The sequence below is a fragment of the Curvibacter fontanus genome, assembly GCF_054780335.1.
This window is the reverse complement of sequence record NZ_BAAGWN010000016.1, coordinates 106,044-119,176: the sequence shown is the minus strand read 5'-3', so window position 1 is coordinate 119,176 and position 13,133 is coordinate 106,044. Positions and strand designations below refer to the sequence as shown.

The window sequence follows — 13,133 nt, the reverse complement described above, 5'->3', positions numbered from 1 at the left end:
CGGCGAGAAGTTCCCGGCGGTTGTGATGATGGGGGCTGGCTGGATGGTGGTCCCCGACATCAAACCAGGCAAGTGATGGTGAGTGGCTGACCCGCCCTGGGTCAGCCACTCAGTCGGGATCGCTGTTTGCAGGTGATCCCGTCCTTTTTGTCAGTTGGCGCAGCAGCGCTGTGGCCAACCAGCCATCACTTTGATCCACCCGAAGCCTTGGCCACGTAGGCCGCCAGGGCGGCAATTTGCGCATCACTGAGTTTGCCGTTGTAGGACGGCATCTGCCCAATCCCGTTGCGCAGCGCGGTGGCCACGCGCTTGGCATCGGGCTTGAGCTCGTCCAGGCTGGGGCCCACGGCGCCTTCGGCTCCCGCGTCCTTGAGCGCATGGCACAGGGCGCAGGCAGGCACCGCGCCTTGGCCGAACAACACCTTGCCTTGTTGAAGTTGCGCGGCATCGTCGGCGGCGTGCACGGGCAGCACTGTGAATGCCAACGACCACAGGGCAGCGACCAACGCGTGTTTTTGGATTGTGCGCTTCATGCCACGCTCACTTTCACGGCGTGGTCGGCCCAGCTGGTGTTGTTGTAGCCGCCCGCGTTTTCCATGCGTTGTTCGGGCTGCACGTTGCCTGCGGTGTCGGTGGCTCGGCTCGCCAGGGTGAACTGGCCCGCCGGCAGGCGTGCCGCAAAAACAAACTGCCGCCACGCAAAGCGGCCGAGGTCGGGCCCCACCATGCGCGCGAGCTGCCAGGTTTTTCCGCCGTCCAGAGAAACCTCGACCTTGGCCACCGCGTTCATGCCGCCAAACGCCACGCCATGGATCTGTGTGTCACCCGCTTTAAGCGGGGCGCCGTCCGTGCCGGGACCGTTGATCCACGACTTCACCGTCATTTCCTGCACCGATGGCTGCGACGGGTCGCCCTTCGCGCCGGGCGGTGAAATGCGGTAGCCGTGCGACATGATGCGTGCGTCGGTCTCCTGAGCGGTGAAGGCCAGGCGTTTGACGTACTTGATGTTGTTCACGCCCGTGTAACCCGGCACGATCAAGCGCAGTGGGCCGCCGTGGGCCAGCGAAATCGGCACACCGTTCATTTCCCAGGCCAGCAGGGCATCGGCGAGTGCGGCAGCAGGCACCGAGCGTTCCACGATCACGCTCTTGGGGTCCAGTCCATCGGGGAGTTTTTCGCCGCCTGTGCCGGTGAGGTAGGCCATGCCGGCCTCCACGCCGCCCAGGGCATCCACCACCCAGCGCACCGGCACACCGCTCCACACCACACAGCCTGCTGCGCCCACTTGCCAAGGCGTTCCACTGGGCTTGTTGGGGAAGTAGCCGCGTCCGTTGCCAGAGCATTGCAACACCATCGCCGTGGTCTCGATGCCCATGCGCTTGAGGTCGCCCAGCGTGAGTTTGCGCGGGTTCTTCACCCCCTCGATGTTGATCTCCCAGGCATCGCGGTTGCCCAGGATCGAGACGTCGGGCGCGGGCAGGTTGTTGCGGATGTAGAGCTGCTCGGACGGCGTGATTACGCTGGTGCCGAACACACTGCGCTTGGTCTCAATGGTGGTGCTGCTGTGCACGATCAGGCTGGCCGGGTCCTTCCAGCCCACGTACGCTGGCAGAGGCTTGGCAGCACCGGCCACGGCGACGGGCGCGGTCTCACCAGCAGCGGCTGCGGTGCGGCCAAAGCTGGCCAGACCAACGGCAGCCAAAGCAGCGCCGCTGCCGGCCAGCAGGTGGCGCCGGGGGAGCGAGGTGGGTTGTTGGTTCATTTCTGGGGTCTCCGGTGGTTGGGCGTCGTGCGCCGGTTGGGGTGAAAGGGGTGAGCGGTTGATTCGTTGACAGGGACGCGGTGCCTCAGCCTGGCCCGGACACGGGAGGTGCCTGCAGTGCCGTCTGCGCGACCGCCAGTGCCTTCTTTTTCTGGGCCACCAGCAACAAGGGCTTGCCCTCGCGCGAGCGGATCACCTTCCAGTGCACGTTGCTCCACCAGCCGCTGGCCTCGCGCAGGTCCACAGGCTGGTCAAAGGCATACACCGTCACCATGCCGCCCTTCTCGAAGAACGTGGTGAGGTGGTAAGCGAGGTGACCTTCGATATCGCATGGCCGCATGAGTTGGGGAAACCCGGGCACCACGTTGGCGTCCCGCATGCCCAGGTGCATGAGCAACTGGCGCTGCTCCATGAAACTGCCCCGCAAGCTGCGCTCGTGGTATTCGTGGTCGATCGCGTCGCGCACCATCGCTGGCGGTCGCACGGCTAGCACCCCGCCGCTGGTGCCACCGGCCAGCAAAAGCGCAGCCAGAAAACGCTGCAAGCCGCGTCGCGCCAGCAGCGGCTGCGGCTTTCGGTACAGGTGTGCCGGTGCGTCGCTGGCCTCGAAGGCGATCGCCAACTCGGCGCGCGCGCGCAAATCGAATTCGCTGTCGGGCAGGAAAGGCGCGTCGGTATCGGGGCTCATGTCTTGGTCCTGCGAAACGGGGTAACGTTGACATCGGCCTTGGGTGTCGCAGGTACCCCCATGGCCAGCTTCAAAGCGTCGCGCGCACGGGCTAGGCGCGACAACACCGTGCCGGGCGCGATCTCCAGCGCCTCGGCCATCTGGGCGGTGGGCATGTCGTCGAAATAAAACATCACCAGCACCTCGCGGTGGATGGGCGCCAGGCGCGCGAGCGCCTTGACGACATCGAGTTTGTCGTCCAGCCCCGCGTCGGGCGCCGCTTGCTCGGGCTGCTCTTCATCGTCCAGCGACTGCATGCTGGGTGCGGCCTGGCGAAAGGCGGCGCGGCGCATGATCTGAAAGAGCCAAGCCCGTGCCAGCGCAGCGTCGCGCAGTTGCTCCCGGTGCTTCCAGGCGTTGGCAAAACAGTCTTGCACCACGTCTTCGGCAATGGCGCGCGAACCAGTGAGCGCCCACGCACTGCGCAGCAAAAAACGGTAGTGCTCACGCACCCATTGGTTATAGCGGGACTCGGCAGACTGGAACAGCATGGTGATCAAGAGCGCTGCGTGGCTTGGTTCATTCCGTGGCGCTCATCGGTACTTTCCCTAGGGCTGTCGATCAAGGCCCCCGCGTCCCACCCAGCGACGGAAATTCCGCTTCCGCACCTTTGGCTGTGCGCTGCTGCAGGGTGTGCAGTCGGCGTTGCATGCTCTGGATCTCCACCGTCTGCCCGGCAATGATTTCCTCGGCCAACTGCCGGGTGACAGGATCGCGCCCATGCTGCAACACCAGCCGCGCCATGTCCACAGCGCCGGCGTGGTGCGGAATCATCATCGCCAGAAAGTCCTGGTCGGCCTGGCCTGCGTAGCCCGGGCTGTGCATGGCCTGCATCATGCGGGCCATCGATTCGTCCATATCCCGCTGGAATGCGCTGGTGTGCGCGGCGCTGGCGCCGTGGCTGGTGTGCGCGCCGCTCATGCCGTCTGGCCCTTCTCGCCCACACGCACGTAGACGAGGTTGATGCTCTTTTTGTTGCGCAGCGCGCCAGAGGGCAGCGTCAGATTGCCCAGGGGGATCTGCGCAATGAAGGTCGGGCGCAGCGGGTCGCTCACATCAAATGCACTGCACACGGTCTGGCCCGCGTTGGGCGTGCCGGGCAGCTCGTCCTGTTCGTGGGCCACATACAGCAGCGTGTTCTCGGGGTTGGTCCACAACCCGTGCGACTCGCGGCCACGGCTGGAGAAGGTGCCCACCACCTTGCGCTGTCCGCCCGGAGCGCTGCGGTCGATGATGGCGATCGGGCTCGACGCCACGCCGCCGGGGCCACCATCGTCGATGCGCGCCAGGCTGGCATAGACCACGCTGCCGCGCGCATTGCGCACGAACTCAACGTGGTTGGGCCGCGCGCCCATGCCCAGCGGCACGGTGTCGATCAGGTCGAAGCCACCCTGCGTCGAGCGGCAAGACACCGCATCAGCCAGCTTGTGCGAGAACCACACCTCGGCACCGTCGGGTGTGGTCTTCATGAAGGGCGTGAAGCCGGGTTTGTCCTGTGCGCTGATGTCCAGCGTGGTCAGCCGCTGCGGTTGGCTGTGGCCATCCGCGCCGGGGTTGACGCGGAACACGTCGATCTTCGACACCTTCTGGCTGGCCACAAAGGCCAACGTACCCTCACGGTTGAACCACACCTGCGCCGGGCCGCTCAGCGTGGGCAGGTATTGGCGAACCGCGCTGGAGCCCGGGCTGTCGGCCCCCTTGAGCTGGCGAACGGCACGATCGACGCCGACGATGGCAATGCGGTCTTCACCGCGCAGCGTGACCCACAGCTCGCGGCCGTTGCGCGTGAAAGTGGGCTCGTGCGGTTCGCGGCCCAGCAGCAGGCCACTACTCAGGCGCTCGGGGTTGGTGGTGGGCCCAGACGCAGGGTTGGGTGTGTTGCCGATGACGCGGCGCTGCTCGGCGTCGATCAGATAAATGTTGCTGGAGCCGCGCCCGCTGGTGGCCAGCAACCGGCCATCGGGCGACGGCACCGCGCCGTGCGCATCGATACAGCCGTGGTACAGCGGCTTGTGGACCATCGCCGCGTGCGTTGGCGCCACGCCGGCCGTCACAAAGCGAAACGGGGGACGAGGGTCTTCGTCAAAGCTGGTCAGGTTGATCGTCGACTCGACGGTGTTGGTCTTCGGGTCGATGACCACCAGCGTGTTGGAGTCTTCATTGGTGATGAAGACGCGATCGCGCGGGTCGATGCCGGTCGCTGCGGCTCCCGCTGAAGCGCCGGACGGGGCCTGGGCATGTGCTGCGGGCAGCGCGCTGGCTGCCGCGGCGGCCAGGGTGTACTTGAGAATGTCGCGGCGTTGGGTGGTCATGTTTGCTTTCTGAGTTGGTGTGGAGAGTGATCGCTTGGGTCGTGGGCCGGCAGCCGCCGATGAACCACTGCCCAGCGCTTGCTTCAGGTCAAGAGCGCGGCTCAGGCCGTTTCATTCCCTGGCGCGAGCCGACAGCGCGTCGCGCCGACGCCGCCCTGGCCTTCAGCGCGGGGTGCCAAGTTGCCGATAGACCTCGGCCGACACCTGCGCCAGCACGCTGCGGTCGGCGTCGGACGACAGGGCGTAGCCGAAGGGACCGTCGACCCAGTAGAAGACATTGACCGCACCTTCGCGTGCGAAGCGGAAGGCCGTGTCTGTGTTCTTCACGCCGGCCTGCAGTGCCTTGTCCGGCCTCGCGGCACTGCCCACGTCGGCGACATCGTTGGACACGTACAGCGTCAGCTTGCTGCCGAGCTCGTTGCGGTACATGAACTGCGCAACCGGCCCCTGGCCACCCGGCAACAGGCGCCCGCCTTCCAGCGTGTAGCCCTGGGCCTGCAGGTGCGGCGGCTTCATCGGCGCGCCCATGCGCTTGGACAGCCATGCCACCAACTGGTCCTCGTGCGCCGCGTCCACCTCGACCGGGCGGCGCGCGTCGGGACTGTATACCGCGTGAGCCACCGCCGCGCGCTGCGCGAAGCCGCCCGCTGACGCCAGCGTCAGGCCGCGCTCGGCGGGTGCCGCGGCGGCCATGCGGCCGGCATCGTCGCCCCCCGCGGGCAGGCCGCCCCGCAAGCCCCAGCCAGTCGCGCCGCTGATGACGGCGATGGCGATCCCAGCGGCCAGGCGCTGGAGGTACCAAGGCGTCTGCGGCACGGCGCGCGGGCGCGCCGATTTCAGCAGGCGCTGCGGCGGCTGTTCATCCAGCACGGGATCGAACAAGGCGTGCAGTTCGCGCTTCTGCGCCCGGTAGGCCTCCAGGCGCTGCGCGTCTTCAGGGCGTGCGGCCAGATAAGCGGCGATCTCGACCTGGCGCTCAGCGGGCAGGCGGCCATCAACGAACGCATGCAGGTCGGCCTCGGTGACCGGGGGAATGGACGGTGGCGGACGGTCGGTATTCATGGGTTGATTCGCAATACATTCATTTGACGACTTTCAGCCGCACCGGTTCTGCGCGGCCTTCCATCAGGCCGCGCAGGCGCTCACGGCCTCGCGACAGGCGCGACATCACGGTGCCGATGGGGATACCCAGGGCCTGCGCCACATCGGCATAGGCCATGTCTTCCAGCGTCACCAGAAGAAGCACTTCCTTCTGCTCGACGGGCAGCAAGTCCAGTGCAGCCTGCAGATCCAGTACAGCCAGCCTGTCGGTTTGTGTCGGCGCCACCGGCACTTCGGGCGTGTCGTCGTCCATGGTCACGGTGTGCAGCCTGGGACGGCGCACGCCATCGACGTGCAGGTTGTGCATGATGCTGAAGAGCCAGGCGCGCATGTCGGCCACGCCGCCCCACAGGTTCGACTTGGCCCAGGCCCGCTCCAGCGTGTCCTGCACCAGATCGTCGGCGTCGTCACGGTTGTTCACCAGCGCGCGCGAATAGCGGCGCAGGCGCGGCACCCAGCTCAGCAGGCTTGCGTCGTCTTGCATCGGGGGGTCGTGGCCTGAGGGACTGGACGGAAGTCGACAGCAAATGTCATTCCTTGATGATGTGCCAGACGTCTTTGAAGTTGTCGCCGGCGCGGTCGCCGGGCTTCTGGTCGGCCTGGTAGGTGTAGACCGGCTTGCCCTTGTAGGCCCACTGGCGCGCACCGTCGTCGCGCATGACGATCGTGTATGCACCGGCGGGTTGGTCGCTGGCGGCGGCCATCGCGGGCGGCCACAGCGCGGCGCAGCCGCCGTTGCAGGTGCTCTTGCCGCTGCCTGCCACGTCCTTGTCGAAGGTGTAGAGCGTCATGCCCTTGGCGTCGACCAGCGCGCCGTTGGCGAGCTTGGCCGGCGCGTCGGCAGCCATAGCGCCGGTGAGTGGTGCCGCGAAGGAAGCCGCTGTGATCAGCAGCGCGGCCAGAGTCGAAAGGTGCTTCATGGGGTTGTCCTTTGGGGTCTGGTGGAGAGTAGCCACGCTGCGTGCCGTTCAGTAAGCCGCAGCCACCGCCAGCTTGGGGTCGATCTGCCAGGTTTCACTGACGATCTTGCCTTCACGGAACGTCAGCACGTAGCGCACCTTGATGGGCATCTTGCCTTCGAAGACGACGTTGGCCGAGACGGTGGCGCCCTTGGGGTTGGCCGATTCTTCAATCTGGCCGACTGTGAGCTTCAGTGGGCCGACGGCCTTGCCGAACTTCTCCCAGGTGCCGCGAATGGCATCGGTGGTGGCATAGGTGCCGTCGAGTGGGCCGCCTACCCAGTTCAGCTGGGCCTGGTCGGCATAGGCACGCATGACGATCTGGGTGTCGCCCGAGGCGATGGCCTGGAAGTGCGTGCGGGCGTCGTCGCTGGGGGCGGCGAAGGCGCTGCCGGAGGCGAGCGTCAGGGCGGTGGCGGCGAAAGCGAAAGTCTTGAACATTGTGGGCTCCGATGAAGGGTTGGTGTGAAGTGAAGGGGGGTGAGTGCGGGACGAAGGGTCAGATAGGTCCCGACAAAAGAGCAGACGGCGTCGGCATGCGGTCTATTCCAGAGCGTGCAAAGAAATTTAGGGTCAGGGCCCTGGGCCGTGAATTCGAGGCTTCAGCCCAGCAGGGCCGGCACCCAGCGGTTGATGAGCGCGCCTCCGACGATGAGCCAGCCGAACAAGATCAACGCCAGCAGCAGCGGCTTGGCCCCGGCCTTGCGAATGGCGCCGATGTGCGTGGCCAGGCCGAGCGCAGCCATCGCCATCGCCAGCAGCGCGGTGTCAATCTCGGTCGTCACTGCCACCACCGACGCCGGCAGCCATTGCAGCGAATTGAGCAACACGACCGCGACGAAGCCGAAGGCGAACCAGGGCACAGCGAGTTGACCCTTGGCGTGAGCATGCTCTGCCTCCACTAGGGCTTGCAGGGTGCTGTCGCGCGCCAGCCAAGCCGACAGCATCACCAGGAACGGCGCCAGCATCATTACTCGAACCATCTTCGCGATGACGGCCGAGTTGGCTGCGTCCGGGCCCACCGAACGTGCTGCGGCCACCACCTGGGCCACCTCGTGGATGGTCGATCCGACGTAGATGCCGAACCCGTTGGCGCCGCCGGGGATCAGCGCCCAGTGCCGGTTCAGCTCGAACAGCGCCGGGTACAGGAAGATCGCCAGCGTGCCGAACACCACCACCGTGGCCACCGCCACCGTGACCTGCTCGGCGCGCGCCTTGACCACCGGCTCGGCGGCCATCACCGCAGCAGCGCCGCAGATGGCACTGCCAGCGCCGATCAGCATCGCCGTCTTGCGCTCCAGGCCCAGCCAGCGCGTGCCGATGAGGCAGGCCAGTGCGAAGGTCGAACCCAATATCATCGCGTCGATGGCGACACCAGCGATGCCGACATGGTCAATGTCCTGCACGGTGAGCCGCAGGCCGTACAGCACCACGCCCAGGCGAAGCAGGTTCTGCTTGGAGAAGTTGACGCCGGCGCCGCTGGCTACCGCCAAGCGCGGGGCCCACGGGTAAACCGTGTTGCCCACGATCATGCCCAGCACGATGGCCAGCGTCAGCGCACTGAAGCCATGGTCCTGCAGCCAGGCGATGCGGCCCAGCGCGATACCGGTGGCAGCCAAGGCGCCGCTCAGGGCCAGGCCGGGGAGCATGCGTGCGAAAGCCGATGCAGAGGCCAATGTGCGTGGCTCAGGAAGTACGTTGATGGTCATGCTGCTTGCCTCCGGTTGAAGTTCGTGAGGACAAAGCTTCCGGCTTCATGGATGACCCGTCAAACGGGTTGTATCGCTAAGATGTACCCATCTAATCGCTTTGCAAACGAATCCGCCATGAATACCCTTCGCCTCACGCTGCGACAGCTGCAGATCTTCGTGGCGGTTGCGCGCAGCGGCACTACCACGGCAGCCAGCGCCGAGATTGCGCTGTCGCAGTCGGCCACCAGCTCGGCCGTGAATGAACTTGAGCGGCTGCTGTCGCTGCGCCTGTTCGACCGCGCGGGCAAGCGCCTGCTGCTCAACGACAACGGCCGTGCGTTACTGCCGCGGGCCCTGGCGCTGCTGGACGGTGCCGCCGGCATCGAGCTGATGTCCCGCGATGGCAGCGCCCAGGCGCAGTCGCTGCGCATCGGCGCCAGCACCACCATCGGCAACTATGTGCTGCCCAGGCTGCTGGCCCGTTTTGTCGCAGCGCAACCGGGCCATGCCAGTGCCTGGCGCTCAAAGGTCGTGATCGGAAACACGGCGGCCATCTGTGACGCGGTCGCTGCGTTTGAACTGGACGTGGGCCTGATCGAAGGGCCTTGCCACCAAGCGGCGCTGGCCGTCACGCCATGGCACCAGGACGAGATGGTGGTCGTTACATCGCCTGACAGCGCGTGGGCACGAATGAGCCTGGCCGGCGAGCGGGTGCCAATGCGGACACTGCGTGAAGGGGTCTGGCTGTTGCGTGAGTCGGGCTCGGGAACGCGCGAGGCCACCGACCAAAGTCTGCTGCCCCACTTGCGCTCCTACCGTCGAAGCATCGAGCTGGGAAGTTCGGAGGCGATCAAACATGCGGCCGAGGCGGGTATGGGGGTGGCCTGCCTTTCGTCGTGGGTCGTGAGCGACGCTTTGGAGGCCGGCCGCCTGTGCCGCATCTCCACGACCTTGCCGCGGCAGCTCCGACAATCTCACCTGGTCGTGCATCGCGACAAACAGCCCACCGCTTCGCTGCTGGCATTTGTCGACCAGGTATTTGGCGCCGAGAACACGGCGCCATGAAATGTGACTCCATCGAGGTCAGGCCTGAGCAGCTCGCCAGTCGGCGCTCAAAGTTTATCCACGCACCTTCAACGAGATTCACGGCAGGCTCACCTGCACAAATGCCGGATGCGGATGGCGACGTCAAGACTGCCGCATATCCACATACCGCGCGCGATGTCTTGGGCATTGCGATCCAACGGCCACCCCTTGTTTCCTTCTTTATTTGCGGCGAGAGCAATGATCAGAATGTTGCAACAGCATCAGGTCAAAGTGAACTATTGCCCGTCTATCACGCACTTTGAGGAGCACAGGGAACCCGGGTGGCGGGTATTGCGCTACGGACACTGAAGGACCAAAAGAAGTGATTCGCCCTCCCTGCTGGCGCTTGAAGAAGGCCTGCCCATGGTCCAGAACACCGTTTCGTCCGTGACGCAAAGGGCCATTCCAGAACTTTGCACTTCGCTACAGTGCCGAACGACCGGTACAGGTAATCGATCGGTCGCTTGAGATCCTGACCGGTAAGCGACCGCTTGCGTTGGCGCCCATGGACTCTGCCGTCGAACCTAAGTGGCAGCAATCAGCCTTGAACGGACATCGGCCACGATTGAGTGAACTACCGCCCCTGGCCGCCAGCGTGAGTACCAGGCGTCGCCAGGGAGCTGATCTTCAGCGCGGCGGCCCTGCCGGCCAGAGTCTGCTTGCGACATACCCCGGGGAGACCCGGTCCCGGCCAAAAGCGGTCACTGAGTGATCCTTTTTGGGGGATAGACGTTCCGTGGCGCTCGTAGCGGCAGCCGGCCGTTACATTGCGGGGTTTCACGGTTTGTTATGAGCGCGGCTCTGCGCTATATTCGTGAGAATTCTTCAGACAAAACAAGCACTTAGCTTGCAGCAAGGGAGGCGCCAGGATGAACGTCCGTCCATGTAATTCCGCACTTTTTTGCGGTCCATATCACGTTAGATGACAGACGCCGCCCCATCCGTCGCCTCACCATTGCTAGCTCTCGCCGAGCAAGTAGGGAAAGCCGTGGCCGTAATTGCTTCGCTGCTTCTTGTCGTCTCGGTCTTCTTCGACTACAGCTTCTTGCTTGCCATCGGCCTTTCCTTTGACGAGATTCCAAGCTCATTGTCTGAGCATGTCAGAAGCGCAATCCTGTGGGCGCCAAAAGTGCTTCTGACGGCCCTTGCATTTTTCATGTACGGGTTATTCCTTCGGAGGGTGGAAGGCGGAAAGTCCGAAGAAGAACTTATTGCGAGTTCGCCAACGCCCCGGTTTACACGGGCATTCCGAAAGTTCGGAGACTTGGTTGTCCCCGTTGTCGGCTCACTTGCAGCCTTGGTTGGACCATTCCTATCCAACGACCTACAGTGGGCCTACCTGCTCTTTATCCTGCTGTGGGGGTTTCTTGCGTTATCGGTAATCAATCACCCTCGCTTGGGAGCTTCGCTTTTGGGCCTACGCGCTCGACTGTTCGTCATGATCCCAATACTGCTTTCTATGGCTGGACTTCACGGCTATCAATCTGGTACTCGTATGCTCACAACGGCAACGCCGAAATGGGAGATGGTTCTCCGTGATGGATCAACGACGACGAAACAGACTCTATTGGGCATTCGTCGATTTGGTGGCTTCGCAATCGTTGTCGACCAAGCAAGGCTCGTCAGTGTCATTCCAAACGACGCCATAGTCTCTGTTAAGAATCTTGTGTCTCCGGTGCAGAGCGAACTAAATGCCTGCCGCTGGTTTGGCGTTTTATGCCAGTCTGCACAGAATCTGTCATCTAACCCTGCGGTCCAGGGGACGCTGCGCGATAAAGCCGCGCAGCGCCCCTGACCTCCACGTTGAGAGTCCGCTTTCGCTGTCGACGACGGTCCGCTATGGGTCGAAATCGCCAGTTAATGGACCGCGATAGCGGTAGATCGTTGGTCCAAGTCGGGCAGTCTTGGCCATCTTTGGCGGCCGATCCCTTGAACGTCCGCTTCGCGTTGTGAAGCGGCCCGTCAGCCTGAGAGCCCTTCAGTGGCTGGTATCGATAGGAGCGGACATTGGCGCTCCGAAACCAATTGGCAGCAGCCAGCCTTTAGTGGGTGTTGGAATTACCTTTGGCGTTGATCAAAGGACTCGGCAAACAGAAGCGCGGTGAACTGGCTAAAACAATTGCCCCGTGCGAGCTTGCGCATGCAAGTCCTGCGTCATTTCTATCACGTTGGCCGATGTTTCGATCTCCTCCCATTCGGCAAGGCGGATTAAGGTGCCAATACGCACGCCAAGCAATCGCAAACGACGCTCAAGTGGCGCGCGCTTTAGGCATTTCCCAGCAGCAGCGCGAATGACTTTTGAGTTGTCTGTGTAATGCGGAAGCGTCAAGTCACGGGTGACGCTCCTGAAGTCATCGTAGCGCAGCTTGATGCCGATGGTGCGCCCCACGTAGCCCTTGCGCTGGAGGTCGTCGGCCACGCTCTCGCAAAGGGCGGTGAAGATAGCACCGAGCTCGGACTTGTCGCGCACGGCGTGCAGGTCGCGCTCAAAGGTGGTCTCACGGCTGATCGAGACCGGCTCGCTCTCCGTCATAACGGGCCTCTCGTCGCGTCCCCAGGATGCCTCATGCAGCCAAGCGCCGTTACTTTTTCCGAAGTGGGCAATGAGCCAGTCGCGCTCACGTCCTGCGAGCTGCCCAATAGTTTCGATGCCGTAGCTCCGGAGCTTCTCATCCATCTTGGGACCAACCCCGTTGATCTTGCGGCATGCAAGAGGCCAGATTATGGACTCCAGATCCTCGCCGTGCACGATCGAGATGCCGTTCGGTTTGTTGAACTCACTGGCCATCTTTGCAAGTAGTTTGTTGGGCGCAACTCCGATGGAGCAAGTCAATCCCGTGCCTTCGAAAATTTCCTTTTGAATGAGCCGGGCCAGTACTCGTCCACCAGAGCGCTGACCACCAGGCACTTCGGAAAAATCAATAAACACCTCATCAATGCCCCGGTTCTCCATGACGGGCGCAATGTCTTTAATGATGGATTTGAAGCGTTGGGAATAGCTTCGATACTCTATAAAATCCGTTGGCAGCATGATGGCTTCGGGGCAAAGCTTTGCTGCCTTCATCATGCCCATTGCCGATCCCACACCGAATTTGCGCGCCATATATGTGGCAGTGGTTATTACGCCGCGCCCGGTGTAATCCCTAAGTCGTCCAAATCCGCTGACAGGGATTTGACTCAATGCAGCCCGCTCTGTGGCCGCATCCCACGCAGTGTTGGGGTTCATTTGCAGCTTATCTTCACGAATCCGCTGCAACGCCAGATCAATGGCGCCGCGCCCGCCGCCAACTACCACGGGAAGTCCTTTGAGTTGAGGATACCTTAGCAACTCCACAGATGCGAAAAACGCGTCCATGTCGAGGTGTGCGATGCGTCGAATTGTGGGAGAGGCCATTTCTGCGATCTATGACAAAGGACCGTCTTTGGAACGTTTGTAGTCTATGGAGTTCGCGCGACTCGCCGGCACCTTTTCGGAGGCTGAATGAGACCCCTTAT

Annotated in this window: 15 protein-coding genes; 3 read left to right on the top strand and 12 right to left on the bottom strand. The window is 63.5% G+C overall.

What is annotated here, in order from left to right; genetic code table 11:
- Window positions 1-185: 185 nt before the first annotated feature.
- The 11 genes from sorU to ACYVH8_RS11535 form a co-directional block, all read right to left on the bottom strand.
- Window positions 186-533 carry a SorU family sulfite dehydrogenase c-type cytochrome subunit gene (gene sorU / locus ACYVH8_RS11585; protein WP_008904214.1) on the bottom strand — a complete coding sequence of 116 codons (348 nt, stop codon included), beginning with the start codon at window positions 531-533 and terminating at the stop codon, window positions 186-188.
- On the bottom strand, window positions 530-1,762 hold the full coding sequence (gene sorT / locus ACYVH8_RS11580; protein WP_008904213.1) for a SorT family sulfite dehydrogenase catalytic subunit: 1,233 nt from the start codon (window positions 1,760-1,762) through the stop codon (window positions 530-532). Before sorT ends, sorU begins: the two co-directional genes overlap by 4 nt.
- 85 nt (window positions 1,763-1,847) lie before the next feature.
- Complete coding sequence (locus ACYVH8_RS11575; RefSeq protein WP_008904212.1) at window positions 1,848-2,450, bottom strand: hypothetical protein; 603 nt, start codon at window positions 2,448-2,450, stop codon at window positions 1,848-1,850.
- Window positions 2,447-2,980 (bottom strand): RNA polymerase sigma factor, encoded by a 534-nt coding sequence (locus tag ACYVH8_RS11570; RefSeq protein ID WP_174254254.1) that lies wholly within the window; start codon window positions 2,978-2,980, stop codon window positions 2,447-2,449. The genes ACYVH8_RS11575 and ACYVH8_RS11570 overlap by 4 nt, the downstream gene beginning before the upstream one ends.
- 70 nt (window positions 2,981-3,050) lie before the next feature.
- Window positions 3,051-3,410: a DUF305 domain-containing protein gene (locus tag ACYVH8_RS11565; RefSeq protein WP_008904210.1), complete on the bottom strand. Its 360-nt coding sequence runs from the start codon at window positions 3,408-3,410 to the stop codon at window positions 3,051-3,053.
- The gene (locus tag ACYVH8_RS11560) at window positions 3,407-4,801 is read right to left on the bottom strand and encodes a YncE family protein (protein WP_008904209.1); all 1,395 of its coding nucleotides are present in this window, start codon (window positions 4,799-4,801) and stop codon (window positions 3,407-3,409) included. The genes ACYVH8_RS11565 and ACYVH8_RS11560 overlap by 4 nt, the downstream gene beginning before the upstream one ends.
- Window positions 4,802-4,963: 162 nt before the next feature.
- On the bottom strand, window positions 4,964-5,863 hold the full coding sequence (locus ACYVH8_RS11555; RefSeq protein WP_174252888.1) for an anti-sigma factor family protein: 900 nt from the start codon (window positions 5,861-5,863) through the stop codon (window positions 4,964-4,966).
- 19 nt (window positions 5,864-5,882) lie between these two features.
- Window positions 5,883-6,386, bottom strand: a complete 504-nt coding sequence (locus tag ACYVH8_RS11550) for an RNA polymerase sigma factor (protein ID WP_008904230.1) — start codon at window positions 6,384-6,386, stop codon at window positions 5,883-5,885.
- A gap of 46 nt (window positions 6,387-6,432) precedes the next feature.
- Entirely contained in the window at window positions 6,433-6,750 is a 318-nt protein-coding gene (locus tag ACYVH8_RS11545; RefSeq protein WP_231624607.1) for a COG4315 family predicted lipoprotein, read from the bottom strand.
- A 120-nt stretch (window positions 6,751-6,870) separates the two neighbouring features.
- Window positions 6,871-7,302 carry a nuclear transport factor 2 family protein gene (locus tag ACYVH8_RS11540; protein ID WP_008904227.1) on the bottom strand — a complete coding sequence of 144 codons (432 nt, stop codon included), beginning with the start codon at window positions 7,300-7,302 and terminating at the stop codon, window positions 6,871-6,873.
- A gap of 161 nt (window positions 7,303-7,463) precedes the next feature.
- Window positions 7,464-8,570, bottom strand: coding sequence for a YeiH family protein (locus tag ACYVH8_RS11535; protein ID WP_008904226.1), 1,107 nt, complete (start codon window positions 8,568-8,570; stop codon window positions 7,464-7,466).
- A 117-nt stretch (window positions 8,571-8,687) separates the two neighbouring features.
- Here ACYVH8_RS11535 and ACYVH8_RS11530 point away from each other — a divergent pair, with 117 nt between their 5' ends.
- From ACYVH8_RS11530 to ACYVH8_RS11520, 3 genes are all read left to right on the top strand, one after another.
- Window positions 8,688-9,617, top strand: coding sequence for a LysR family transcriptional regulator (locus ACYVH8_RS11530; protein WP_008904225.1), 930 nt, complete (start codon window positions 8,688-8,690; stop codon window positions 9,615-9,617).
- Entirely contained in the window at window positions 9,614-9,901 is a 288-nt protein-coding gene (locus ACYVH8_RS11525) for a hypothetical protein (protein WP_133156668.1), read from the top strand. Before ACYVH8_RS11530 ends, ACYVH8_RS11525 begins: the two co-directional genes overlap by 4 nt.
- A gap of 659 nt (window positions 9,902-10,560) precedes the next feature.
- A complete protein-coding gene (locus tag ACYVH8_RS11520; protein ID WP_174252912.1) occupies window positions 10,561-11,433 on the top strand; it encodes a hypothetical protein in 873 nt (290 codons plus the stop codon).
- 315 nt (window positions 11,434-11,748) lie between these two features.
- Here the strand turns inward: ACYVH8_RS11520 and dinB are convergent, their stop codons facing one another.
- Complete coding sequence (dinB, locus tag ACYVH8_RS11515) at window positions 11,749-13,032, bottom strand: DNA polymerase IV (RefSeq protein ID WP_174252913.1); 1,284 nt, start codon at window positions 13,030-13,032, stop codon at window positions 11,749-11,751.
- Window positions 13,033-13,133: the final 101 nt, after the last annotated feature.